This is a genomic window from Aerococcus mictus, from assembly GCF_003286595.3.
In the GTDB taxonomy this organism is placed as follows: Bacteria; Bacillota; Bacilli; order Lactobacillales; family Aerococcaceae; genus Aerococcus; species Aerococcus mictus.
In genome coordinates this window covers 1,334,028-1,359,774 of record NZ_CP132985.1, presented here as the reverse complement: position 1 = coordinate 1,359,774, position 25,747 = coordinate 1,334,028, and the positions used below count along the sequence as shown (strand labels likewise).

25 protein-coding genes and 1 tRNA gene are annotated in these 25,747 nt (G+C 41.9%); 25 read left to right on the top strand and 1 reads right to left on the bottom strand.

Translation table 11 applies throughout. The annotated features are described in order from the left end of the window. Nucleotides 1–168 precede the first annotated feature (168 nt). From DBT49_RS06250 to hflX, 12 genes are all read left to right on the top strand, one after another. The gene (locus DBT49_RS06250; RefSeq protein ID WP_070559864.1) at nt 169–1,248 is read left to right on the top strand and encodes a M24 family metallopeptidase; all 1,080 of its coding nucleotides are present in this window, start codon (nt 169–171) and stop codon (nt 1,246–1,248) included. 77 nt (nt 1,249–1,325) lie between these two features. After that, a complete protein-coding gene (gene efp, locus DBT49_RS06245; protein WP_013668769.1) occupies nt 1,326–1,883 on the top strand; it encodes an elongation factor P in 558 nt (185 codons plus the stop codon). Nucleotides 1,884–1,981: 98 nt separating this feature from the next. Beyond that, nucleotides 1,982–2,353: an Asp23/Gls24 family envelope stress response protein gene (locus DBT49_RS06240; RefSeq protein ID WP_168163203.1), complete on the top strand. Its 372-nt coding sequence runs from the start codon at nt 1,982–1,984 to the stop codon at nt 2,351–2,353. A 13-nt stretch (nt 2,354–2,366) separates the two neighbouring features. Beyond that, on the top strand, nt 2,367–2,951 hold the full coding sequence (nusB, locus tag DBT49_RS06235) for a transcription antitermination factor NusB (RefSeq protein ID WP_070559867.1): 585 nt from the start codon (nt 2,367–2,369) through the stop codon (nt 2,949–2,951). A gap of 226 nt (nt 2,952–3,177) precedes the next feature. Continuing rightward, nucleotides 3,178–4,029: a bifunctional 5,10-methylenetetrahydrofolate dehydrogenase/5,10-methenyltetrahydrofolate cyclohydrolase gene (locus DBT49_RS06230; RefSeq protein WP_070559869.1), complete on the top strand. Its 852-nt coding sequence runs from the start codon at nt 3,178–3,180 to the stop codon at nt 4,027–4,029. After that, nucleotides 4,022–5,407 (top strand): exodeoxyribonuclease VII large subunit, encoded by a 1,386-nt coding sequence (xseA, locus tag DBT49_RS06225; protein WP_070559871.1) that lies wholly within the window; start codon nt 4,022–4,024, stop codon nt 5,405–5,407. The genes DBT49_RS06230 and xseA overlap by 8 nt, the downstream gene beginning before the upstream one ends. Continuing rightward, on the top strand, nt 5,400–5,645 hold the full coding sequence (locus tag DBT49_RS06220) for an exodeoxyribonuclease VII small subunit (RefSeq protein WP_013669827.1): 246 nt from the start codon (nt 5,400–5,402) through the stop codon (nt 5,643–5,645). Before xseA ends, DBT49_RS06220 begins: the two co-directional genes overlap by 8 nt. Further along, on the top strand, nt 5,645–6,544 hold the full coding sequence (locus DBT49_RS06215; RefSeq protein ID WP_070559872.1) for a polyprenyl synthetase family protein: 900 nt from the start codon (nt 5,645–5,647) through the stop codon (nt 6,542–6,544). The genes DBT49_RS06220 and DBT49_RS06215 overlap by 1 nt, the downstream gene beginning before the upstream one ends. Before the next feature lie 2 nt (nt 6,545–6,546). Then, on the top strand, nt 6,547–7,365 hold the full coding sequence (locus DBT49_RS06210; RefSeq protein ID WP_070559874.1) for a TlyA family RNA methyltransferase: 819 nt from the start codon (nt 6,547–6,549) through the stop codon (nt 7,363–7,365). 15 nt (nt 7,366–7,380) lie between these two features. Further along, entirely contained in the window at nt 7,381–9,093 is a 1,713-nt protein-coding gene (gene recN, locus DBT49_RS06205) for a DNA repair protein RecN (RefSeq protein WP_070559875.1), read from the top strand. Further along, nucleotides 9,083–10,021, top strand: coding sequence for a tRNA (adenosine(37)-N6)-dimethylallyltransferase MiaA (gene miaA, locus DBT49_RS06200; protein WP_070559877.1), 939 nt, complete (start codon nt 9,083–9,085; stop codon nt 10,019–10,021). The genes recN and miaA overlap by 11 nt, the downstream gene beginning before the upstream one ends. A gap of 19 nt (nt 10,022–10,040) precedes the next feature. Next, the gene (hflX, locus tag DBT49_RS06195) at nt 10,041–11,273 is read left to right on the top strand and encodes a GTPase HflX (RefSeq protein ID WP_101560440.1); all 1,233 of its coding nucleotides are present in this window, start codon (nt 10,041–10,043) and stop codon (nt 11,271–11,273) included. Between the two features lie 316 nt (nt 11,274–11,589). Here the strand turns inward: hflX and DBT49_RS06190 are convergent. Further along, nucleotides 11,590–11,663, bottom strand: a tRNA-Arg gene (locus tag DBT49_RS06190). A 111-nt stretch (nt 11,664–11,774) separates the two neighbouring features. Between DBT49_RS06190 and DBT49_RS06185 the strand changes: the two genes are divergently transcribed. The 13 genes from DBT49_RS06185 to DBT49_RS06125 all read left to right on the top strand — a co-directional run bounded on the left by DBT49_RS06185 (nt 11,775) and on the right by DBT49_RS06125 (nt 25,677). Beyond that, nucleotides 11,775–12,446, top strand: coding sequence for a response regulator transcription factor (locus tag DBT49_RS06185; RefSeq protein ID WP_070559881.1), 672 nt, complete (start codon nt 11,775–11,777; stop codon nt 12,444–12,446). Nucleotides 12,447–12,838: 392 nt separating this feature from the next. Continuing rightward, entirely contained in the window at nt 12,839–13,756 is a 918-nt protein-coding gene (locus DBT49_RS06180; RefSeq protein WP_070559882.1) for an ABC transporter ATP-binding protein, read from the top strand. Beyond that, nucleotides 13,746–14,642: a hypothetical protein gene (locus tag DBT49_RS06175; protein ID WP_141745215.1), complete on the top strand. Its 897-nt coding sequence runs from the start codon at nt 13,746–13,748 to the stop codon at nt 14,640–14,642. Before DBT49_RS06180 ends, DBT49_RS06175 begins: the two co-directional genes overlap by 11 nt. Before the next feature lie 93 nt (nt 14,643–14,735). Continuing rightward, on the top strand, nt 14,736–15,653 hold the full coding sequence (locus tag DBT49_RS06170; protein WP_070559886.1) for a sensor histidine kinase: 918 nt from the start codon (nt 14,736–14,738) through the stop codon (nt 15,651–15,653). A 162-nt stretch (nt 15,654–15,815) separates the two neighbouring features. Further along, nucleotides 15,816–17,630 (top strand): FAD-binding protein, encoded by a 1,815-nt coding sequence (locus DBT49_RS06165; RefSeq protein ID WP_070559887.1) that lies wholly within the window; start codon nt 15,816–15,818, stop codon nt 17,628–17,630. 252 nt (nt 17,631–17,882) lie between these two features. Beyond that, nucleotides 17,883–18,875 (top strand): LCP family glycopolymer transferase, encoded by a 993-nt coding sequence (locus tag DBT49_RS06160; RefSeq protein ID WP_224783880.1) that lies wholly within the window; start codon nt 17,883–17,885, stop codon nt 18,873–18,875. Nucleotides 18,876–18,970: 95 nt separating this feature from the next. Then, nucleotides 18,971–19,735 (top strand): YveK family protein, encoded by a 765-nt coding sequence (locus tag DBT49_RS06155; protein WP_070559889.1) that lies wholly within the window; start codon nt 18,971–18,973, stop codon nt 19,733–19,735. A 14-nt stretch (nt 19,736–19,749) separates the two neighbouring features. Continuing rightward, the gene (locus tag DBT49_RS06150) at nt 19,750–20,457 is read left to right on the top strand and encodes a CpsD/CapB family tyrosine-protein kinase (RefSeq protein ID WP_180754225.1); all 708 of its coding nucleotides are present in this window, start codon (nt 19,750–19,752) and stop codon (nt 20,455–20,457) included. A gap of 21 nt (nt 20,458–20,478) precedes the next feature. Next, nucleotides 20,479–21,246 carry a tyrosine-protein phosphatase gene (locus tag DBT49_RS06145; protein ID WP_111872365.1) on the top strand — a complete coding sequence of 256 codons (768 nt, stop codon included), beginning with the start codon at nt 20,479–20,481 and terminating at the stop codon, nt 21,244–21,246. 58 nt (nt 21,247–21,304) lie between these two features. Further along, a complete protein-coding gene (locus tag DBT49_RS06140; protein ID WP_181646012.1) occupies nt 21,305–22,732 on the top strand; it encodes an exopolysaccharide biosynthesis polyprenyl glycosylphosphotransferase in 1,428 nt (475 codons plus the stop codon). A 2-nt stretch (nt 22,733–22,734) separates the two neighbouring features. After that, nucleotides 22,735–23,709, top strand: a complete 975-nt coding sequence (gene rfbB / locus DBT49_RS06135) for a dTDP-glucose 4,6-dehydratase (RefSeq protein ID WP_070559896.1) — start codon at nt 22,735–22,737, stop codon at nt 23,707–23,709. 51 nt (nt 23,710–23,760) lie between these two features. Then, nucleotides 23,761–24,879, top strand: a complete 1,119-nt coding sequence (gene glf / locus DBT49_RS06130) for a UDP-galactopyranose mutase (RefSeq protein WP_070559898.1) — start codon at nt 23,761–23,763, stop codon at nt 24,877–24,879. After that, on the top strand, nt 24,880–25,677 hold the full coding sequence (locus DBT49_RS06125; RefSeq protein ID WP_111872363.1) for a DUF4422 domain-containing protein: 798 nt from the start codon (nt 24,880–24,882) through the stop codon (nt 25,675–25,677). Nucleotides 25,678–25,747 lie beyond the last annotated feature (70 nt).

Below are 25,747 nucleotides of genomic sequence, written 5' to 3'. Positions count from 1 at the left end.
CACAGCCTTTTTCTATGGAGATCAACAGACATAAACATTTCTGTCCAAAATATTCAATTAACCTAAGAAAGAGGCATCAAATAAAGTTTATAAAATATTTTTCCCAACTTGTGGTAGAATGGAGTGTACGATTTACATTACTTACTCAGTAAATAAGGAGGAACTATTGTGAAAGACCGTATCAAAAAGCTCCAAGCGAGTTTGCAAGAAGAAAGTTTGGGCGCTTATTTAGTGACCAATTCCTATAATTTACGCTACATGACTGGCTTTACTGGGACAAGTGGACTAGCCTTAATAACAACCAAGAACGCTTACTTTATTACCGATTTTCGTTACACCGAGCAAGCGAAACTCCAGTGCCAAGGTTATGAGGTCATTGAAGCAGGAGGTTCTGCCTCACATTCTTCCCCCTTGCGTCTGATCCAAGAATTACTCCAAGAAAATGGGGTTAGTCAACTCGGTTATGAAGAACAACATGTGACAGTCGCTCAATTTGACGACTTTGAAAATGTTTTAGAAGTGCAATTGGTGCCTGCTTCCGGGATGATTGAAGTCCTCCGTCAAGTCAAAGACGCTGATGAAATTGACAAGATCAAAAAAGCCTGTGAAATTACCGATAAGGCCTTCGAATATATCTTGGGCTACATTAAACCGGGGATCAGTGAAATTGATATTGCCAATACCCTGGACTTTAAGATGCGCGAATTCGGTGCTAGTGGGATTTCCTTCGATACCATCGTGGCTTCCGGTAAACGCTCAGCTATGCCTCATGGGGTGGCTACGGATAAATTAATCGCCAACCATGAGTTAATTACCATTGACTTTGGTTGCTACTATCAAGGCTATTGCTCCGACATGACCCGGACCGTAGCTGTGGGACAAGTGGATTCTACCCTAGAGAAGATCTATCAAATTGTCTACGATGCTAACCGCATGGTCCAAGAAGCCCTCAAACCTGGTATGACCGGTCAAGAATTAGATGCCATTGCTAGAGACTATATCGAGAGCCAAGGCTATGGTAAAAACTTTGGTCACTCGCTAGGCCACAGTATCGGTCTGGAAGTCCACGAAGCGCCTATGGCTGGACCAAACAGTAAAAATGTTCTAAAAGCAGACCAATTTATTACTGATGAACCAGGAATTTACCTGGAAAACCTAGGTGGTGTCCGGATTGAAGATGACTTACTCATCCATGAAGACGGCAACGAATACATCACCAAATCCCCACGTGAATTGATTGTTTTGTAAAATATCAAGCAAGTTAGGGAAAAATTAGCGCGTCTATGCTAAAATAGAAATGATTTCAAGAAAAAAGGAGATAAAGAATGATAACAACAAATGACTTTAAAAATGGCTTAACCATCCAAGACGGCGGCAACTTGTATCGGATTATTGAATTCCAACATGTTAAACCAGGTAAGGGCAGTGCCTTTGTTCGCTCTAAATTAAGAAACCTACGTTCAGGTGCCGTAACCGATAAGACCTGGCGTGCAGGGGAAAAAGTGGAAACTGCCCACATTGATTCCCAAGAAATGCAATACCTATATGCAGCTGGGGACTCCCATGTCTTCATGGATACCACTACCTTCGAACAAATCGAAATTCCAACTGAAAAAATTGAAAATGAATTAAAATACTTATTAGAAAACATGATTGTTTCAGTAGTTTCATTTGAAGGGGAAGTCATTGGCCTAGAAGTTCCTAACACCGTAGAACTTGAAGTAGCCGAAACTGAACCATCAATCAAAGGAAACACCGCATCAGGCGGAAGCAAACCAGCTACTATGGAAACCGGCCTAGTCGTTAACGTGCCATTCTTTGTTAACAAGGGTGATAAATTAGTCATCAACACCAACGACGGCGAATACATTTCCCGGGCTTAGTTTCTAGTTGACTTGCCTAGTGGCCGTCAGTTACTGGTCAAGTAGAAAATCCTTTTGTCTATCTCATAAAGAATCATGTCATGAAGAGAGGCGATAATATGACAACATCAAAAGCACAAGAAGTCCTTTCCCATGAAGTGGATGCTAAGGGAAGTATCAATATAGCTCCAGAAGTGATTGAAACCATAGCCCGCATTGCTTGTGAACATATCGAAGGTGCGCTACCGATCAATGAATACCAAGGCTCATTCCAAGCCTTCTTTTCAAAAGCTAACAGTGTCAGACTCTATAATGATGAGTCTGGCCAAGTGGTGGTTGAAATGGCAGTCGTCAGTGAATATGGCCGCGACATTCCTAAAACCATGTTGGCTTTACAAAAACATGTTAAAGAAACGATCTATGAAATGACAGATATTCTGGTAGACCGGGTCAATGTTGTGGTTTGCGATCTCGCCATTTGGGAACAATAGTTAGGTGGCAATAATGAATTTAGGATTATCACAAATACGTGAACTAGCGGTACTCACCCTCTACCAAGAGGCCATGGTGCCAGAAAGCACGAAAGAAGAGAGCTTTGCTTACTTATTAGCCAATCTTGACGATCTAGAAGATCAATTGAGCTATGAAGAAATTGATGAAGAACAATTGGACCAATTGAAGAGTCAAGGCCTTCCTTTGGAGAAGAGCCAAGGGGAAATGAAGGGCGATAAGCGCTTTAAACAAGCGGCTGTCTCAGAAGATGAGGAGCTCAGCTTACCGCCTTATTACCAAGAACTTTTAGATGGGATTGCGTCCCACCAAGCAAGTATTGACCAAGCTATTGAAGACCACATCCAAGGCAAGTGGTCACTCAAACGCTTGGAGGCGATGAATCTGGCTATTTTAAGGGTAGGCGCCTATGAGATTCTTTATGGGAACCATGACCGGGTACCGGGAGTGGTTGCAGTTGACGAGGCGATTCACTTAGCTCGTCGCTATTCCGACGAAGCTTCCCGGCGCTTTATCAATGGCGTTCTTTCCAGTATCTTAGCCACAGCCGAAGACAAGCAATCAGAAGAAGACCTCTAATTAAGGTCATTGGTGATTTTATCAAGGTCTCTTGTTAAATAAATATGTGCTTTAATAGTCAGCCCTGACCACCACTTGACGAACAGAAGCAGGTAGTTTTCACTATCGATCTTTGTTCGCTTGAGTGGTTCAGGGCTTTTTTGACCTGTTTTCCTGACTTTTGTTTTAGAGAAAATTCTTATATACTTAGTGGTAAGAGAATTTGTAAAGTGAATGGAGCGATAACATGCAAGCATTGCAAGCGAAGACGATTACAGAGCCCCTGAAGGCTGAGTTAAGCCAGCGGGTGGCCGCCTTAAAAGACCAGGGGATTCAGCCACGGATGGTGACCTTTCTAGTGGAGAGTGATGATGCCAGTGCTGCCTATGCTAAGGTCAAAGGCCGTCTAGCGGAAAAATTAGGGGTGACCTATGATTTTATCTCCCTAAAAGAAGCCACTTCGACTGCGGAATTAGTCCAAGCCATTAAAGAAAAAAATGCGGATCCTAATATCCACGGAGTTATGGTAGAAATGCCCCTGCCTAAGCATATCGATGAACAAGCAGTCATTGAAGCCATTGCCCCAGAAAAAGACTTGGATGGCCTCCATCCCCTCAACCTGGGCTATTTATTAAAAGGGACCCCTAAGATGATTCCGAATACTGCGCTTTCTGCTTTGCGTTTAATCGAAGCTTCCGGAATTGAGATTGCGGGTAAGCAAGCCGTAGTTATCGGCCGCAGCAATATTGTTGGCAAGCCCTTATCCCAATTACTCCTCTCTCGCCACGCTACCGTTACCGTCTGCCACTCCCATACAAAAGATTTAACAGCCATTACTCGAGCAGCCGATATCCTCTGTGTTGCGATCGGTAAGCCCCACTTTATCCAAGCCGATATGGTGAAGGAGGGTGCGGTAGTCATTGACATAGGAACCAACTATGATGAAAAGGGAAAAGTCAGCGGGGACGTTGATTTTGAAGCCTTGGAAAGTAAGCAAGGCTGGTTAACCCCAGTTCCAGGTGGGGTAGGCCCCTTAACTACGACCTTGATCTTTGATCAATTAATCCACGCCATAGAAACGAGGGTTATGAATGAATGATGCCCAAGACCAGTATCTCTCGGTCTCGCAATTAACCAAATACATTAAGGCCAAGTTTGACCGTGACCCCTATATGCAAACGGTCCATTTGGTGGGCGAGGTGTCAGGCTTCCGTAACCGGGGCAAGAATAAGCACCAATATTTTGGCCTCAAGGATGACGACGCCTATATTTCAGCCATCATCTTTCGGGGGACCTTTTCCAAACTCAATTTCGACTTAGAAGATGGCATGAAGGTCCAAGTCATCGGCAGACTGAGTCTCTATGAAAAAACGGGCCGCTATTCCATCATTATTGACCATATCCAGCCGGATGGGATCGGCCAGTTTTATGTCCGCTTTGAACAATTGAAGCAAAAATTAGGCGAAGAAGGGCTCTTTACTTTTGAAGCCAAGCCCATCCCTAAGTACCCCAAGCGGATTGCGGTCGTGACCTCACCATCAGGGGCAGTCATTCGCGATATTATTACCACCGCTAGACGCCGCTATCCTATTGTCCAGATTGTCCTCTATCCAACCGTGGTCCAAGGCCAACAAGCCGCTATGAGCATCGTTAAGAACCTGCAAAGAGCTGACCAAAGTGGCGAATACGATACCATTATTATTGGTCGAGGCGGGGGTTCTATTGAAGACTTGTGGTGCTTTAATGAAGAGGAAGTTGTCCGGGCCATTGCTGCTTGTCAAACGCCAGTCATCTCATCCATTGGTCACGAAACTGATACAACCTTGTCGGACTATGTCAGTGACCAGCGGGCGGCCACCCCAACAGCGGCTGCTGAACTGGCAACTCCAGTTCTCAATGACCTAATCTTTACTATTAACGACTATAAGCAGCGCCTGGTTCAAATCCAACTCAACCGTTTGAACTACTTCAAACACCGCTTACAACAGGTCAAGTCATCCTATCTCTTCAAGCAACCGGAGAAAATGTATGACGGTTATCGGCTCAAGTTGGCCGACTTAGATAACCGTTTGAATGACCTGGTGTCTAACAAGCTTTACCAAGAGGAACGACGGCTGAGACAGGTCCAATCGGAATTACAAGGCTTAAGTCCTAAGCTCTTAGTCTTAGAAAACAAGCACAAGTTAGCGAATCTAGGTGAGTCATTACGCCAAGTCCAAGGGCAACTTCTGGAACGTAAGCAATACCAATTACAGCAATTGGCGGGTAAGTTAGACCTCTTGTCTCCCCTCAAGCGTTTATCGGGCGGCTATGTCTACCTCAGTAAGAATCAAGTGCCGGTGGAATCGGTTGACCAAGTGGCTATTGGCGATAATGTCCAGCTCAGACTAGCTGATGGTTACTTAAACAGTCAGGTTATCGGATCCAAGAAAGAAGCTCTACAGCCATTACAGAATAAGGAGAATGATGATGAATAGTAAGATTGAGGAACTCAGCTTTGAAGAAGCTTTAAAGGAATTGGAAGGCATTGTCGCTCAACTACAAAACGGCGACATCCCTCTGAAAGAATCCATGGATGCCTTTCAAAGGGGGGTCAAGCTCTCTAATTACTGTAGCCAAAGCTTAGAAAAGGCCGAAAAAACCATGGCTAAACTCATGAACGACCAGGATGAATTGGAAGAATTTGAAGTTGCTAAGGGAAATGAGGACCAATAATGGATTTGAAGAGCTTCCGCCAAAGCATTAACAGTGATTTAGAGGCGGCATTAATCGACCACTTAGGTCAAGATAGCCAGGACAGTTTGCTAGCTTCCATGCGCTATTCCTTAGAAAATGGAGGCAAACGCCTCCGTCCTAGCCTCTTATTAGCCACGCTAGCGAGTTTTGGCTATGATTATCATTTAGGTTTGGAGCCAGCCTGTGCCCTGGAATATATCCATACCTATTCCTTGATCCATGACGATTTACCGGCCATGGATAATGATGACTACCGTCGCGGGCAACTTACCAACCATAAGAAGTTTGACGAAGCCACGGCTATTTTAGCAGGAGATGCCTTACTGACCCTAGCCTTTGAAGTCTTAAGCCAAGGTCAGGAAGACATTGATCCTAAGCTAAGCCTGCAACTGGTCCAACTTTTAGCGCAAGCGGCGGGCAAGTCAGGCATGGTAGACGGACAGATTATGGATATGGCTAGTGAAGAAAAGCAGTTAAAAATCGAAGAACTTAAAAACTTACATGCTAAGAAGACCGGTGCCCTGATATACTTTGCCATCATGGCTCCCGCTTTAATTATGAATCTTGACACGGCTGCTAAGGATTCGTTAGCTAGATATGCTAAGCACTTTGGCATTGCCTATCAAATTCAAAACGACCTCCAAGAAGTCATGTGGACGGATGAAGAACGGGGCAAGAAGTCGCACGGGGACCTAGACAGTGATAAGAATACTTATCCTAGTCTCATCGGTAAAGAGGGGGCTCTTGATGCTTTGGATAATGAACGCCAAGCCTGCCAAGCCGCCCTGGATGATTTAAGCAATCATTCAGAGGACTTTGATCCTGAATTATTAAGCGACTTCCTCAATTACCTCAGCATGGATTATGGAAAGGGATAGCCATGACAAAAGAACGTGCAGATATTATGGTGGTCCGCCAAGGGCTAGCCGATTCTCGGGAAAAGGCTAAGCGTCTAATCATGGCGGGCAAGATCTATAATGAAAAACAAGAACGAATTGACAAGGCCGGAGAAAAAATTCCCGTCGAATCGGTCCTAGAAAGAAAGGGCCATGAACTGCCCTATGTGTCTCGGGGTGGCTTTAAATTGGAAAAGGCCATCAAGGAATTTGGCTTAGACTTTACCGGTTTAAATGTTTTAGATATCGGTTCTTCTACCGGAGGCTTTACTGATGTGGCTCTCCAAAACGGAGCAGTCCATTCCTATGCCTTGGATGTAGGGACCAACCAACTGGATTGGAAAATCCGTAATGATGACCGGGTGACCGTGATGGAGCAGACCAATTTCCGTTACAGCCAACCGGAAGATTTTACTGAAGGTGTGCCAGATATTGCGGTTATCGATGTTTCCTTTATCTCCTTAAAACTCATCCTGCCGCCACTTAAAGCCATCCTTAAAGACCAAGGCAAGGTGGTGGCTTTGATTAAGCCCCAATTTGAGGCGGGTAAGGATAAGGTAGGGAAGAAAGGATTAGTCCGGGACGGAAAAATCCATGAAGAAGTCATTGAAATGATCTTCCAAGCGGCGACTGAAATGGGCTACGATGTCTTAGACCTGACCTATTCCCCAATTACTGGCGGAACCGGAAATATCGAGTTTCTAACTCTGTTAGAAAACCACCAAGAAGACCATCAGGGAGAAATTTCTGATCATGTCAATAGTCAGGAAGTCGTCCAAGCCGCCCACCAACAATTTCACTAGAAAGGAAAAGGGGTCATGTTACAAAATATCGTCATTGAAAATTTTGCCATTATCGACCAAGTGACCATTGACTTTGATGAAGGCATGACGGTCCTCACCGGGGAAACAGGGGCAGGGAAGTCTATCATTATCGATGCTCTCGGGCTCTTAGCTGGTGGTCGGGGTTCAGTCGACTTTATTCGCTATGGAACCAAGGCATTAAAATTACGGGGGATTTTTTACCTGCCTGATTTTTCCCAAGCAGGTCGGGACTTCCTCAAGGACCAAGAGATCCCCTTTGAGGATGATCAATTACTAATTACCCGGACCTTAGACCAAAAGGGGCGTAACACCATCAAGGTGAATGGCGTGCCCTTAACGGTTTCTCTACTCAAGGAATTGGGCGATTATTTACTGGAAATCCATGGGCAAAATGAACACCAAACCTTACTTGACCCTAAAAACCACCTGGACCTCTTAGACCAATATGCCGGTAAGCGGATTGCCCAAGAGAAGGAAGCCTACGAAAATGACTATCAAAACTATCGCCAGGCTAAAAAAGCCATCAAAGACTTTGCCTTAAATGAGCAAGAAGTGGCCCAACGTCTGGATTTATTGAAGTTTCAGCTTAATGAAATTGAACTGGCCCAATTGGTCGATGGCGAGGACGATGAATTAACCGAAGAACGGCAAAAGCTGCAAAGCTATCAAAATATTGTTGCTTCCCTAGGCCAGGCGCTCAATGCTTTGTCAGAAGGAGAGGGCAATGCAGTGGACTTACTGAGTGAGTCAAGCCAGGCTCTGGGACAAATTGAAGACTTGGATAGTGATTATAAGGCTTATTATGAACAAGCCCAATCCGCCTACTACAGTGTCCAGGAACTGGCTTACAGTATCCGCGATAACTTGGATGCCTTATCCTTTGACCCTAGACGCTTGGACCAGATTGAAGAACGGTTAGCCACGATTGACCAATTGAAGCATAAGTATGGCAAGTCGATTGCTGAAATCTTAGCCTATTATCAAGAGGCTCAAAAGGACTACCAAGACTTACAAGACCGGGAAAACCATCAAGAAGAATTAGAAGCTGACTTTAAGCAGGCCAAGCAAGCCATTGCTAAGTCTGCCAAGGCCCTCCATCACAAACGTTTAGTGATCGCGGAAGAATTGGAAGCAGCTATTGAAGAACAGCTGGCCGACTTGTATATGAAGAATACCCGCTTTGCGGTTGACTTTAAACAAAGGAAAAGCTTTGCTGCTTCCGGAGCGGATGAAGTGACCTTCTATATCCAAACCAACCCTGGCGAACCCTTGCGCCCCTTACATAAAATTGCCAGTGGTGGGGAACTCTCGCGGATTATTTTAGCCATTAAGGCCATCTTACAGGCTAGTCGACCCACTTCTACGGTGGTCTTTGACGAAGTGGATACCGGGGTGAGTGGACGGGTGGCCCAAGCCATTGCTAACAAGATGTTTGAAATTGCCTTATCAGCCCAAGTCCTGTGTATTTCCCACCTGCCCCAAGTGGCTGCTATGGCTGACCAGCAATTACATATCGCTAAAGTTAGTGATGAAGATCAGACCCAAACCCAAGTGAGCCGCTTGAATGAAGAGGAACGAATTGGTGAGATTGGCCACATGACGACTGGTGAAGTCATGACTGAAGCCAGTCGCCGGGCTGCCCAAGACCAGTTGAAACAAGCTCAAGACTATCGTCAACAAAGAAGGCAAGATATTCATGAAGACTAAGCTAATTTGCGTTGGTGGTCCTACCGCCGTAGGTAAAACCGCCCTAAGTATTGAATTGGCCAAGCATTTCCATGGTCAGGTCATTAATGGGGACGCCATGCAAGTTTATCAGGGCTTAGATATCGGTACCGCTAAGGCGACTCTAGATGAAAGACAGGGGATTCCCCATCATTTACTCGATATCAGGTCAGTTGACCAGCCTTATACGGTGGCTGACTTTAAGCGGGACGCTGAATCGGAAGTTGAAGCAATTGAAGCGGACCAAGATTTGCCCATTTTAGTTGGGGGAACAGGACTCTATCTGGAGTCTTTTCTCTTCGACCTTTCTTTAGGGGGGCAGGTTGAGCCTCGGCCAGACTTTAGACGGCAAATGGAAGCCTTTGCAGATAATCACGGTAACCAAGCCCTCCACCAAAAGTTAGTCGACTTAGATCCCCAAGCGGCGGAAAAGATCCATCCCAATAATGTTAAGCGAGTGATCCGCGCTTTAGAGGTGGGAACCTTTTCTGATCAGCTCTTCTCTCAAGCCAAGGAAACTCATGACGACCATCACAGCCCCTATGACTATTACTTCATCGGTCTTCACTGTGACCGCCAGCGTTTGTATGAGCGCATTAATCATAGGGTGGACCTGATGGTAGACCAGGGTTTACTTCAGGAAGCCCAGTGGCTCTTAGATCAAGACCTAGATCCTAAAAGCCAAAGCTTACAATCCATCGGCTACAAGGAAGTCTTTCCCTATTTAAGGGGAGAAGAGGACTTAGAGACTAGCCTCAACCGGCTGAAGCGGAATTCGAGACGCTATGCCAAACGGCAGTTGACCTGGCTGAAGAATCGGATGGACCAGGTTCACTGGTATAATTTAGTTGAAAAAGAGGATAGCTTAGCCACTGTAATTAGTGATGTGGCAGCTTTCTTAGAAGAATAGAGAGTGAAAGGAGGTTTCTATGCCAGAAAATGTATTAATAATCGGTTTACAACTCCCTCAAACCACTGACCTGCGTTTCACCATGCAAATGGATGAATTAGCAGCTTTAGTAGAAACTGCGGGTGGTCAAGTAGTCAGCCGGCAAAGTCAGAAACGCGACCAAGAAGATGCCCGTTACCTGATCGGGAGCGGTAAGGTTCGAGAAATTCATGACCTGAGCCAGGAGTTAGACATTGACTTGGTGATTTTCTACCAACAATTGTCGCCTTCACAAAACCGCAACCTGCAAGAGGCTATTGATTGTCCCGTCATTGACCGGGTCCAATTAATCCTAGATATATTTGCTAGCCGCGCAACGTCTAAAGAAGGGAAATTGCAGGTGGCCTTGGCCCAGAATGAATACCTCTTACCCCGATTAGCTGGGATGGGGACAGTCTTATCCCGTCTCGGTGGGGGGATCGGTACTCGGGGTCCAGGGGAAACTAAGTTGGAACAAGACCGTCGCGTTCTCCGCAACGAAATTCAAAAAATTCGCCATGAATTAAAAGAAGTGGAAAAGCAAAGAGAATTAACTCGGGAACGGCGGCAAAAGTCAGGCCTATTTAAAATCGGTCTCTTAGGCTATACCAATGCCGGCAAGTCGACCTTGATAAATGCCTTAACTGATGCCCAAACCTACCAGGCTGACCAACTTTTCGCTACCTTAACGCCTTTAACGCGGAAATTTAGTTTACCTAATCATTTTGAAATTACCCTGACAGATACGGTTGGTTTTATCCAAGATCTGCCACCCATGATTATCGATGCTTTCCATTCAACCCTGGAAGAGAGTCGTAATGTGGACTTATTGATGATTGTGGTGGATGCCTCTTCGGCTTTTGCCTTAGAACAAGAGGCTGTGGTCAATCAATTACTTGAAGACTTGGATATGCAAGACCTGCCCAAGCTCTATATCTATAATAAGCGTGACCAAGTGGAGTCAGACCAAGAGGTTCTTACACCCTCAAGTCCACATCTTTTAATGTCGGCTCAGGATAGCCAGGATATTGAAGCCTTGCGTCAGGCAATTATTGACCAGGTTAAGGATATCTATCAACCTTTTGCTGTCCAAGTCGCCCCAGAAGCTGCCAATGAATGGCTAGGTTGGCAAAACCGTTTTTATATTGAAAAATTTGAATTCGATAGGGAAAGCGAATCTTATCAGATTATGGGTTATAAGCCCGACTATCTTCCGCTTCCTAAAACAGAGTAAAAGAACAGGGAGCATCAGTTCTGCTTTTGAAGTTTGGGTCTTGAAAAGCCATGGCACCGGCTCGAGCACGAGGTCTCTCGCCTAGCGAGCTTCAAACGGCTAGTACGGCTGATGCCTACTAGCCGATATTTCACATCGCTTGCTTAGTCATGGCTAAGACCCAACTTTCAAAGCGCCACTACTGCTCAAAGTTAATTACCAAAATGAAATTTTTATTATCATAAGTCTCTTAAAATCAATCTATAGAAAAAAGCTGGTAGAAATTAATCTACCAGCTTTTTAACTTGCTTGAGTGTTTATTTTATGCACTCGTTTATCTCGAGAGCGAGATTCGAACTCGCGACCCACGGTTTAGAAGACCGTTGCTCTATCCAGCTGAGCTACCCCGAGAAGTAACAACTCTTATATTCTACTCAATTCAAGCGGATTTTGTCAAGCTTTTATGCTAATATGATCAAACAAGCCAAAGGAAGTTTTAAAAAAATAAACAGGAGGGATGAAATGACCACTATTTTAATTGTAGAAGATGATCCTAGTATCCAAGACATGCTAAGTGAGAAATTAAAGCGCGAAGGCTATGACTATAAACAGGCTTATTCAGGAACGGAAGCCTTACTTAATCTTGATAAAGCAGCCTTTGACCTAATACTTCTGGATTTGATGTTGCCCGGCATGACAGGGGAAGACTTCCTAAGCAATTTGCGAAAAGAAAATAATACTCCCGTTATTGTCCTGTCAGCCAAAGATTCCTCCACAAGTAAGGTATCTTTATTAAGGGCGGGTGCTAACGATTATATGGTCAAACCCTACGACTTAAACGAACTCATGGCTCGAATTGAGATTCAGTTAAAAAATAAGCAGGGGACTTGCTCTTCTAATACGGAAATAATTTCCTGTCAAGGTTTAAGTCTAGATCAAGCTAATCAGTTGATTAGCTATCAGGGAAAGGAATTGTCACTTACTCCACGTGAGCGGGCGATTCTTAGGCTCTTATTGACTTATCCTAAGCGAATCTTTTCTAAGCAAGAGATCTATGAAGGGGCTTGGCAGGAAGCTTACTTTGGCGATGACAAGACCCTTAGTGTGCATATATCTAACTTGCGTAAGAAACTGAAAGCAGTCAGTGGTAAAGACTGGATTGAAACTATCTGGGGGCTAGGATTTCGTTTATAAGAATTGTCAAAGTGAATGACTTTTTTTAGTGTTCGTTCGTCCTTTGTTGTAACGGTCGCACTCTGTAGTTGAGTTCGGAAGGGGTAGGGGATGTCCTTTCAGAAAAGTTGAACGATCAGCAAGCTGATCTTATCATCTTTTCTTCCAAGGAATCTCCCTCCCTGATCCTTCCTCACATCCTTTACAAACCTGCTCCAGTCACAGGACGAACGTCCACTTCAAAAACTGGAAACGCTCAACTTTGTTGAGCTTATTCCAGTTTTCTCCAGTGCTTTCGTCCTTTGGTGTGACTGTCGCACTCTAACATTCTTTGAACTTTCTTTGCACTTCCTTTATTCATTCTGAGTCTTCATTTTTTATAATAGGCTTAAGAAAAAGAAAGGAATAGCAGTATGGCGAATTTAGCAATTGAAACCGATAATTTATCTAAAAGCTATGGTCAGCAGGTGGCCTTAGATCAAGTCTCTATCCAAATAAAAGCAGGGGAGATTTATGGGTTAGTAGGTAGGAATGGAGCGGGGAAGACCACGCTTCTAAAGATATTAAGTCGACAGATTCAAGCGACATCTGGGTACTACACTTTCTTTAATGAAAGGGTGGACAGCAGGGCGCATGATCTGAGACTTGGGATGATGATTGAAGGCCCGGGGCTGTATCCTCACCTATCAGCTCGGGATAATCTCATGCTTAAATGTGAGGCCATGGGCATTCGAAGGCCGGGCTATGTCCAAGAGCTTTTAGAACTGGTCGGATTAGGGCAAGTCAAGCAGAAAAAGGCCAAAAGCTTTTCTTTAGGAATGAAGCAGCGCTTAAGTCTGGCCCTAGCACTGGTAGGGGATCCCGATATTTTGCTCCTCGATGAACCGACTAATGGTTTGGATCCTCAAGGAATTGCTGATTTTAGAAAGCTGATCCAGCGGCTCAATCAGGAAAGAGGGCTGACTATCATGATCTCTAGCCATATTCTCAGTGAGCTGGCTAAGATGATTGATAAGATCGGCATCATCCACCAAGGAATTTTGGTTAAAGAAGTGAGTAAGCAAGAACTGGAAAAAGAAAATCGTAACAAGTATGTCTTAAGAAGTCATGATCTCAGAACCGTCCTCGCTTACTTGGAAGAAAATCTTAACCTTAAGGACTTCTTAGTGGTCGATGACCACACCCTTTATATTTATGAATACTTGGACCAAGCCGAAAAAATTCCCCATAGCCTCATACGCGCAGGGATTCTATTTGAAAGCTTTGCTTACTCGGGAAATTCTCTGGAAGACTACTATATGCAATTAACCGGGGGTGGGAATGATGCTTAATTTTATCCGCTTTGATCTGAAAAAAATGCTTAAAAGTCCCGCTCTCTATGTGATTATTTGCTTGATGTTTCTTATAGGGGGCATTGGCTATCATGTCACTCAACGCTACGGTTACGGGCAAGACTACCAAATCTATAAGCAAAAGCAAGACCGAGATCAGGCAAACTATGAGAAGAAAGCCACCATGCCAGCTGATGAGCAGGCCGGTATTGAATTTGAACCTGCGCCCAGTCCGACCTTGGATGAAGAGGCTTACCAAGTTTTACACCAGGAAGCCTACGCTAATTTTAAAGTGGACCGGGCCGCTTGGTCCTTCATGATGAACATGACTAAGTTTTCCTGGATATTCTTTGTCCTCTTCTTGGGTATAGACTTCTCTTCGGGCTACTTGAAGAACCTTCTTCCCCTAGAAAATGCGCGCAGGTGCTGGCTTTTTGCTAAATTTGGTGTAGCTCTCGCTTATGGAGCACTCTCCTTATTATTGGGATTGGTCTTCGGAACCATCACACATTACCTCTCTGGCCAAGCCTTTACTGACTTAAACTTTTTAACTTTAGGCAAGCACTTTATCCTAGTCGAATGTCTCTTGGTGACGATTATGGCAATTTGCTCCTCAATCACACTCCTGAGTCAGAGTCGGACGGTGAGCGTCTTAATTGGGGCTTTGGTATCTGTGGGGATGCTGTCCTCTTTAATTTCTTTTATTGGTCAATGGCTCCAGCTCCCCTTAGCCAAGTGGCTCTTCTTTATCCGCTATGAAGGGATTGATTTTGCCCAAAGCGGGCAGTTCTTAGAACTCCTTCTCTTAGCACTTAGTCAGATTATCCTGGTCACTTTATTTAACTATCAGCGAATTCACAAAATGGATTTTCACTTTGACCATTAGATAATTGTATACGGGCTCTGGTTTTGCTAAATTTTCCTAGCAAGGCCAGAGCTTTTTGCTTATACTGGGTAAAAAAATAGAAAGGGTGAGCTGGTGCCTTATTTAATCATCGCCTTTGTAATCATTATGATCCTCTTGATATTTCTCTATCTGAGTCAAAAGGAAGTTACTTATCTCAGCTGGCAGTTAGATGAGATTAATAAACGCAAGACGAATCAACTCATCAGGCAGCGACTTTATAGTCCTGCCTTTGACCGCCTGACAAAAAGTATTAACGCCAGCCTGACTAAGGAACGAGATCTGCGCCTGGCTTTAGAGAAGAAAGACCGCCTGCAACAAGAGCTTTTGTTGAATCTCTCACATGATGTCCGCACACCACTGACTTCCATTAAAGGTTATCTCCAACTCTTGGCTGAATCCAATTCGGAATCAGAACGCAAGCATTACCTGGCTAACTTATCTGAACGTTTAGACCGCTTGACCCTGTTACTGGACCAGCTCTTTACCTATATGACAATTGAAGACGATGATTATCCTTTAGCGCTAGAGAAAATTGATTTAAAGGAAAACCTGGTCAACCATTTTCTAGCCTACTACAATAGTTTCCAAGCGCAGGGGATGGATTTAGATTTTTCCTTACCTGACCGAGCCCTCTATATTCAGGGAGACACTCATCTCTTACAGTGGATTTTTGAGAATTTAATCAAGAATGTCCTCGTCCATGGGGATAAAAAAGTTGAGATCAGTTTGGATGATAAAGGCTTCTTAGTGATTAAAAATGATCTAGCCCAGCCGCTTTCTCGCCCACTGGCTGACCTTTTCCAACGTTTTCAGCAAGGCAGCGACTACCGTCAGTCGGGAGGTTCAGGCCTAGGTCTTAATATTGTTCAATCCGCTGCCAAGAAGATGGGGATAAAGATGGCAGGGGATATTCAAAATGAACAATTCATGATAAGTTTAGATTTTCCTGAGATTCTGCTTAAAGAAGAAAGTGAAAGTGACGGGAGCTAGCCTTCGTCACTTTTTTAATATATGTGCTTAAAAGTCTTTTTATAAGAATAATATCTAGCATAATTCTGTTATTTTATTCACAAGAATAGTATACTTAGAATATAAATGTAAGCGTATTCTTACGCTGCCCAATGAATAAGCGACAAAGGAAGGAGATCGAAAATGTTAGTTAATGAACAAACGACCTATGCAGCGGAATATGATGTGGTTGTCCTCGGTTTTGGTGGAGCAGGAGCGACAGCGGCTCGTTTTGCTAGTGATGCCGGAGCTAAGGTGCTTTTAGTCGATTCCGCTCCTAATGGTCATGAAGGGGGTAATACCCGCTATTGTGCCCAATTGATTGGTTCAGCTGATAATAGGGAAGCTATGCACAAATATTATGATGAACTGATGGCGGGTATGGATTTAGATGAAGGAGTCAAGTCAACCTATATTGATGGCTTGGTTAATATGGAAGACTATGTGCGTGACTATTTAGAAGTCGAACCGTACAGTATCAAAGACCATTTTGATAAGTTCCCACTCGAATCAGCGGTTTATGAATATCCTGAATTTGAAGGTGTGGAAACCTATAACTTCCTTACCGTCCATGAGGGTATTTTTGACGCTGCCTTGTGGAAAGTTTTGCGGCAAAAGGTTATCGATCGAGCAGACTCCATCGATGTCTGGTTCGAATCACCCGCTAAACATCTCCTCCAAGATCCTGAAACCAGAGCTATTCTTGGGGTACAAGTCGAACGCCAGGGTCAAACCGTTAATATTGCAGCTAAGAACGGGGTTGTTTTAGCCGTTGGAGGTTTTGAAAATAATCCGCAAATGGTTAAAGACTACCTCAATGAAAGTCGTTTGGCTCCCTTAGGCGGTTTGTATAACCAAGGTCATGGGGTAACTATGGCACTTGAAGTCGGGGCTGACCTCTGGCATATGGCTAACTATGAATCCTTGGGCATGTATCATGGAACTGCCTTTGATGTACCAGCTGGAGAAAGGGCCACCTTACATGCTTTTGGTACCCAACCTTTAACCCACGGCAGTATCCTAGTTATTGGGGACGATGGCACGCGTTATTTCAAGGAAGATGAAGCTAACCGCCATGGGCATATTTATAATCATGGAATTTGGCGGGTTCCACAAGGACAAGCCAAACCTTATATTATCTTTGACCATAAGAAGTATGAAGAACTTACCCAAGCGGATGGTCTTTTTGTCGATTATGCCAAAGCAGCTCTTAAGGCCGATAGCCTAGCTGAATTAGCCCAAGAACTTGATCTTGATAGTGAAGTCCTGGAAGCTACGGTTGAGGACTTCAATCATTTTGCTGAAGTGGGTAAGGACTATGCCTATGGTCGCTCAGCGGATGCTATGACGGCTTTTGATGCGGAAGGTCCTTATTACGCTATTCCGATCGTACAAACTATGTTAAATACCCAAGGGGGACCGCGACGGAACGCTAAAGCGGAAATTTTAGATAGTCATGGACAAGTCATTCCTAACCTTTACGGTGCTGGTGAACTCGGTGGGATTACTCCGGGCATGTACCAAGGGGGAATGAACATCGCTGAATGTCTGATTTTTGGTAAGATTGCAGGTGAAAACGCCGCCCAAGAAAAAGACCAACCAAGATCTGAGTTGAAAGGAGCAGGAGAAACGCAGAGCGCTAACCTCCAAAGTGACTTAGATAAAGAAGCTGCCCCTAAAGACCTCCAATTAAAAGATAATCAATACCTGGGAACTAGCCATTCAGGGATGGGGGATGAGCTAAATGTGCTGGTGACCCTTGATGGGGATAAATTAAGCGAAATTACCGTCTTAAACCACAATGAAAGTGAACAACAAGGGCACGAGGTCTTTTCAGAACTGCCCCAAGCCATGATTGCCGCTAATTCGACTGATGTTGATGCCATTTCTGGAGCTACCTTAAGCTCCAATGCCCTCAAAGAAGCGGTGACCGATGCCATTGATAAGAGTAAAGAATAAACAAGTTAATAATACTGAAATTTAAATATATAGACAAGATAAAGGCCTGGTCTGAGACTGGGCCTTTTTAATTTGAAAAATTTGTTAAATATGATTAATCTTTAAAATATAAGCGAAACAGTATTTATTAATAATAAAAAAAGTTATATAAAGAGCAAATATATTATGATATTATAAATGTTATTAGATAAAATATTTATAAATAGTGTTTATGATTGCATAAAATTAAATCAATAAAAGGAAAGAGTCAAAATGTTAGATAATAATAGCCCTTCTAGCCATGACCAACCTTCTACTCGCGAAGACTATCGGGCCCAAGGTGACAGACCGAAAAGGAAACGATTTTGGCCTTGGGTGCTGGGTATCCTAGTAATACTTCTTTGCATTGGTGGCTGGATAGCTTTTAAAGCTTACAGTGATGTCAGAGAGACCTCGGAACAAATGTACCAAGCGGCTGATTATAAGTCTAAGCGGAATGGCCAAGTCGACTTAAGCCAAGGCAATCAGGCTTTTTCAGTGCTTTTAATGGGGATTGATACGGGTTCCCTGGGCCGAACAGAACAAGGTCGGTCCGATACCATGATGGTGATGACGGTTAATCCCAAGACGGAACAAACTAGCTTGCTTTCCATCCCTCGGGATACTTATACCACTATTCTACCGAATGGCAATAAAGACAAGATCAACCATGCCTATGCTTATGGGGGACCAGCGGGAGCGGTGGAAACCGTGCAAAACTTGCTGGATATTCCTATTGACTACTATGTTTCTGTTAATATGCAGGGCCTGGAAGATATGATCAATGTCCTAGGTGGGGTAACGGTGACACCACCGATCAGCTTTAGTGAAGATGGTCACCAATTTGTCCAAGGACAAGCGACCACTCTAAATGGTGAGGCTGCCTTGGCCTATGTCCGCAACCGCTATGACGATCCGGAAGGGGACTACGGCCGCCAAGCCCGCCAACGCCAAGTGATTCTGGCTTGTCTTAAGGAAGCAGCTTCCCTATCCTCCCTGCCTAATTATCAAGAAATTTTAAACACTATAGGTAGTAACGTACAAACTAATATGGCCTTTTCTGATATGAAGGACCTCTTCACTAATTACCGGGGAGCGGCCAATACTATTAACCAGGCGCAACTGAAGGGCTCAGGGCAAATGATTGATGGGGTCTACTATGAAATGATTCCAGAAGATAATATCAATCAGGCCTCCCAAACCTTAAAACAGGAACTCAATCTCTAACACTCTTATATGAAGTAACTAACAAAATAGCGCTCTAATCAAGCGCTATTTCCATGCATAAAGCAATAAATTAGGAAAGGTCGTGTTGATTAGCGATGGAAGAAGAAATTAGTTTATTAGATCTCTGGCAGATTATCAAAGAACACTTCTATGTCATTTTTATTAGTAGTTTGGTGGGTCTACTCCTGGCAGCGGGCTATGTCTTCGTCTTAGCGACGCCTATCTATCAATCTTCTACCGAGATCTTAGTTAACCAAAGTGATAATAAGAGTCAAAACAATACCCTCAACCAGGACATTAACGCTTCCCTGCAATTAATTAATACTTATTCTGATGTTATTCGAAATGAAGTCGTTTTAAGTCCGGTGATTGACCAACTCAATTTACAAGAAAACCCTGACCAACTTCGGGAAAAGATTTCAGTGGAAAGTAAGAATAATTCCCAGGTCTTCTCTATTATTGTAAAGGATCCTAATCCCGAACAAGCAGCTACCATCGCTAACACCACGGCAGATGTCTTCCAAAAGGCTATCCGTAAGATGATGAATATCGATAATGTCTCGATCATCTCTAAGGCCCAAGCCAGTCAGGCACCGGTTTCGCCACGTAAGGCCTTAGCTCTCTTAATTGGTCTAGTGCTCGGAATGGGCGTGGGTCTCGTGATTGCCTTCATTCATGAACTCACCGATAAGACGGTTAAGGATGTTGACTTCTTGACTAAGGAAATTGGCTGGAACATGTTGGGCCGGGTCAGTGAATTATCTGAAAATGACCTAAAAGTCACCCATCAAGCTAACGAATTACAACAAATTTATCACCCTGACCAAGATCGTGGTCAGCGCCAACGTGAACGTGTTTAAGGAGGTTATCAACCATGTTTGGTAGAAAGAAAAAATCAGAAATCAAAAAGCCAGCCGACCGTCCCGGTTTGGTGGTCGTTGATAATCCCACTTCAGCTATGGCCGAACAATTCCGGACTATTCGAACCAATATCCAGTTCTCCATGCTTGATAAGGAATTAAAGACCTTCAATATCACTTCACCAGGCCCCTCATCAGGGAAGTCCTTCTTAGCCGCCAATATTGCGGCTGCCTTTGCTAGTGATGATAAGCGCGTCCTCTTATTAGATGCTGATATGCGTAAACCTACTGTCCACAAGACTTTTGGCGTTCCTAACGACAGAGGATTAACCAATCTCTTGACTGATAACAGTCTAGAGATCCACCAAGTGATTAAGAAGTCCTATGTACCAAACTTGTTCTACTTAACCTGTGGGGCTATTCCGCCTAACCCGTCCGAACTCCTAGCTTCCAAACGAATGCAAGGCTTAATGGAACAGTTGCGCAATGTCTTTGACATCATTGTCTTGGATTGCCCACCAGTTCTGGCGGCTACTGATGCCCAAGTGGTATCGGCTCGGGTAGACGGAACGGTAGTGGTGGTGCCTTATGGCCAATGTACCAAGGATGAAGTCAAAGAAAGCCAAGCCCTCCTAGACAAGGTCAACACCAATGTCCTAGGCGTAATCATGAACCGTACTGAAAGAACCGAAGATTACTATTACTACTACGAGGAAGAATAAAGCGAGAAGGAGTCAAGCCCTGTGATTGATTTACACTGCCATATCTTAATGGACATGGATGATGGTCCCAAGCGGATTGAAGATTCGCTGGCCTTGGCACGTCAAGCTGAGGACCAGGGGGTAACGCACATCGTCTGCACCCCCCATCATATGAACCGGTCCTGGATGAATCCTCGGCCTCAGGTTATCCAGGCAGTCGAAAATTTTCAAAGTTGTTTAGACCAAGAGAAAATCAAGATCACCCTCTTTCCTGGTCAAGAACTCCGTCTCCATGGAGAAATCCTGGAAAACATAAAAAAAGGTGAAATTTGCTTCTACGATGAATTTGGCAAGTATCTCCTGATTGAATTTCCCACGGGAGGGGTGCCTCAGTATACCGACCAGGTCTTCTATGAACTGGGGATCCAGGGCATCCGCCCGGTTATCGCCCATCCGGAACGCAATAAGGCTATTCAAAAAAATCCCGAGATCCTAAAAGATTTAGTGGAAAAGGGAGCCTTGGGTCAAGTCACGGCAGCTTCTTTGAATGGCAAACTAGGTCGTCAAATTAAGCGGCTATCTTTAGATCTAATTGAAGCCAATTTAATTCATGTGGTGGCTTCAGATGCCCACCATCCCAAACGCCGACCCTTTGACTTGGCTCAAGCATATGGACAGCTAGAGAAACACTTCGGTAAGGCAGTCAGCCAGCGCTTTGACCAGACTGCCCGCGACTTAGTCAATGGCGATTCCATTGATACTGGTGGGGTGAGTTCGGTGCGAAAGAAGAAGTTTTTGGGTTTGTTTTAAGTCGTAATTATTAATAGTGAGGAAAAAGATAATGTATCATACTCTACCAGAAGGCTGGTTGTCAGTAAAAGATTATATTTTGATTGATTTACTCAGTCTAGTTTTCTCAACTTTTTTAGGATATTGTGTCCGCTTCGGAGAACTTGATTTGCTAGATAATCTCCTTTATAGAAAAATATTAGTTATTTTGATTTTGATGGATATATTATTAATCTTAGTTTTTGATGTTTTTCGTAATATTAAAGAACGAGGTTATTATAAAGAATTTGCGAATACAATTAAGCATGTTATGCGTTTGATTGTATTCTTTTCTTTTTATTTGTTTATTACACAACAAGCGGATAATGTTTCTAGAAGGATGATACTTTATAGTTTTTCATTCTACTTAATTATTTCTTATCTTACTCGGATTTTTTGGAAAGATTTTTTAAAATCTTTTTTTCAGTCTAACAAAATCACACGATCTTTATTAATTATCTCTACAGAAAAAGGAATGCAAGATATTTTAGATAGTGTTGTAGTTGATATAGGAAAGGAAACTATGATTAGTCTAGTCTATATGGATACTTCATCATTAAGCGATAATTTGACTAAGTATCCCATAGTTGCTAACAAAGATACTGTACTAGATTACGCAGCTAGACATTGGGTAGATGAGGTAATTATTGATGATAACCTTGATGATCAGCTTGTAGAAAAACTTATCGAACAATTATCGACTATGGGAATAGTTGTCCATATTAAGTTAAAGAAAAACTATGCTATTCCAGAACAACAGCAAATTGTTCAACGCTTCGGTAGTGATAGTTATATTACTGCTTCTATAAATTATATTTCAACTAAACAAGCTCTGATTAAACGTGGAATTGATTTATTTTTTGGGTTTTTCGGCTCATTAGCGGTTGTTATTTTAACTCTTTTTATTGGACCGCTGATTTATATAGCGGATCCTGGTCCTATTTTCTTTAAACAAAAGAGAATTGGAAAAAGTGGTAAGCCATTTTACATCTATAAATTTCGTACTATGGTAACTGATGCAGAAGATCGACTTCAAGAACTAAAAAAATATAATCAATTAGATACGGATCTTATGTTTAAATTAGATGGTGATCCTAGAATCATAGGATGTGAAATTGATAATGATGGAAAAATTTTGAAAAAAGGGTTGGGCAATCTTCTTAGAGATTGGTCGATTGATGAATTTCCTCAATTTTTTAATGTCCTTAAGGGAGACATGTCTATAGTGGGGACTAGACCTCCAACAGTTAAAGAATGGTCTAAATATAAGTATCATCATCGTGCACGGTTATCAATAAAACCCGGGATAACCGGATTATGGCAGGTATCAGGACGAAGTAATATTAAAGACTTTGAGACAGTAGTCGAACTTGATCGAAAATATAACGAAAATTGGAGTATTGGTTTAGATCTCAGAATTCTTTTGAAAACTGTAGTTGTTGTTTTAAATAAGAATGGGTCGATGTAATAATGAAACTTATGGTTACTGGAGGAGCAGGTTTCATTGGTGCAAACTTTATTTATTATATACTGCGTAAATATAAAAGAATAAAAATTATTTGTGTAGATAAATTAACTTATGCAGGAAGAATTGAAAATTTAACGAAGGCCTTTGATTCTGAACGATTTAATTTTGCTAAGTTAGATATAACTAATAGGGCAAAAGTTTATCAACTATTTGAAACTGAAAAACCCGATATTGTAGTTAACTTTGCTGCTGAAAGCCATGTAGACCGATCTATAAAAGATCCAGAAATTTTTGTTGATACTAACGTCTTGGGAACAACTACCCTAATGGATGCGTGTTTAAAATATGGAATCAAGAGATTTCATCGGGTGTCAACTGATGAAGTTTATGGTGATTTACCTTTAGACCGTCCTGACCTACTTTTTACTGAAGAATATCCGTTACATCCGAGTTCGCCATATTCATCTTCGAAAGCTTCAGCAGATCTATTTGTTCTAGCCTACCATCGAACATATGGATTACCAATATCTATTAGTAGGTGTTCCAATAATTATGGACCATACCAATTTATTGAAAAATTTATTCCTTTAATGATCATTAATACTTTTCAAGATAAAGAATTACCTATTTATGGAGATGGACTTAATGTACGTGATTGGCTATATGTTGAAGATCATTGCGCTGCAATCGATTTGATTATTAGACAGGGAAAAGAAGGAAGCTTATATAATATAGGAGGAAATAATGAAAAGTCTAATATCGAAATTGCTCAATTAATATGTGGATTATTAAATAAGCCAAAAGAATTGATTACTTACGTTGAGGATCGTAAAGGACATGATCGTCGGTATGCTATAGATTCAAATCAAATTAAAAGGGATTTAGGTTGGACGCCAAAGATTACTTTTGAAAAAGGAATTAAATTGACAGTTCAATGGTATATAACTCATACTGAGTGGTGGAGTTCGTTGTTTTAAAAATATTATCAAAAATAAAGGCCAATAGTAAGAATTAAGTAGGAGTGTATTATGAACAAATTTGACTATTTAGTAGTAGGAGCTGGACCATTCGGTGCGATTTTCGCACATGAAGCGAAAGCAAAAGGTAAATCAGTTTTAGTCGTTGAAAAACGACCAAATATTGGTGGCAATTTGTATACGGAAAAAATAGAGGGAATCAATGTTCATAAGTATGGTGCTCATATTTTTCATACCAATAATAAGAAAGTATGGGCTTACATTTCTCAGTTTGCTGAATTTAATCGTTTCACTAACAGTCCTGTAGCTAATTATAACGGTGAGTTATACTCTTTACCATTTAATATGTATACTTTCAATAAAATGTGGGGCGTTACTACGCCCAAAGAGGCTGCTCTAAAAATAGAAGAGCAGCGTAAAGAAATTACTGAAGAGCCAAAAAATCTAGAAGAGCAAGCAATATCTCTTGTTGGAAGGGATATCTATAATAAGCTAATAAAAGGGTATACTGAGAAGCAATGGGGTCGACCTTGTAGAGAATTACCTGCTTTTATTATTAAAAGGTTACCAGTCAGATTAACTTTTGATAATAACTATTTTAATGCATTATATCAAGGTATACCAATTGGAGGGTATACTAAAATGATTGATAATATCTTAGATGGAATTGAAGTACGTTTAAATATAGATTATTTAAAGCATAGAGAAGAGTTAGATAAGCTTGCAAATAAAATAGTTTATACTGGCCCCATTGATGCCTTTTTTAACTATAAATTGGGGACTTTAGAATATCGTTCTGTTCGTTTTGAAAATGAGCTGCTTGATATACCTAACTATCAAGGTAACGCTGCAGTTAATTATACAGATAGAGAGACTCCATGGACTCGTATTATTGAACACAAATGGTTTGAATTTGGTAAAGACGAAACTGGAAAAGCTCTCTCTAAAACTGTTATTAGTCGCGAATATAGTAGTGAATGGAAACCGGGAGATGAGCCATATTATCCCGTTAATGATTCCAAAAATAATGCTTTGTATAAAGAATACAAAAAGCTGGCAGATAAAACAGAAAATGTAATTTTCGGTGGCCGTCTTGCTGAATATAAATATTACGATATGGATCAGGTTATTGCAGCTGTTTTGGATAGATGCGAAAAGGAATTGGTGTAAATGGATGAGTATACGGTGAAAATAGTTATAGCAACACATAAAAAGTATCAAATGCCAGAAGACTCAATGTATATTCCATTGCATGTTGGTGCTGAAGGTAAACGAGATAGTAATGGCAACGAAATAGATCTAGGTTATATTAAAGATAACACCGGGGAAAATATATCTATATATAATGATTTCTTTTGTGAATTAACAGGTCTTTATTGGGCATGGAAGAATCTTTCGGCCGATTATATAGGTATTGTTCATTATAGAAGACATTTTTCTATGAATAAGAAAATTCTAGAGTACAAACAATTAAAACCCTTTTTGGGGAAAAAAAAGCTTTTTGTTCCTAAAAAAAGATGGTATGTTATAGAAACTTTAAAGTCTCATTATGCACATACTCATCACTTAGAACATTTAGATGTTACAAGAAATGTTATTTCAAAAAAATATCCAGATTATTTAAAGAATTTTGATAAAATTATGAATCGCCGATGGGGATACATGTTTAATATGATGATAGCTGAATATGATTTCATAAATGCCTATTGTTCTTGGGTATTTGATGTATTATTTGATGTATTTTCAAACATTGACTTTAGTAACTATAGTGTATTTGAAAAACGATTTATTGGAAGAGTAAGTGAGTTACTGTTTAATGTATGGCTTAATAAAGCGATTGAAGATGGATTAATTAAGAAAAGTGAGATAATGGAATTAGATTGTGCAGTTGAAGAAAATATGTTTATCAAAATACCTGAATTTTTAAAAGCTAAGTATTTAGGGAAAAAATATGGGAGTAGTTTTTAAAAAATATTTTAAAAGTTATCACGTTTAATAGCATATTGGATTTATAGGATAAACTATGTGAATTTTATAT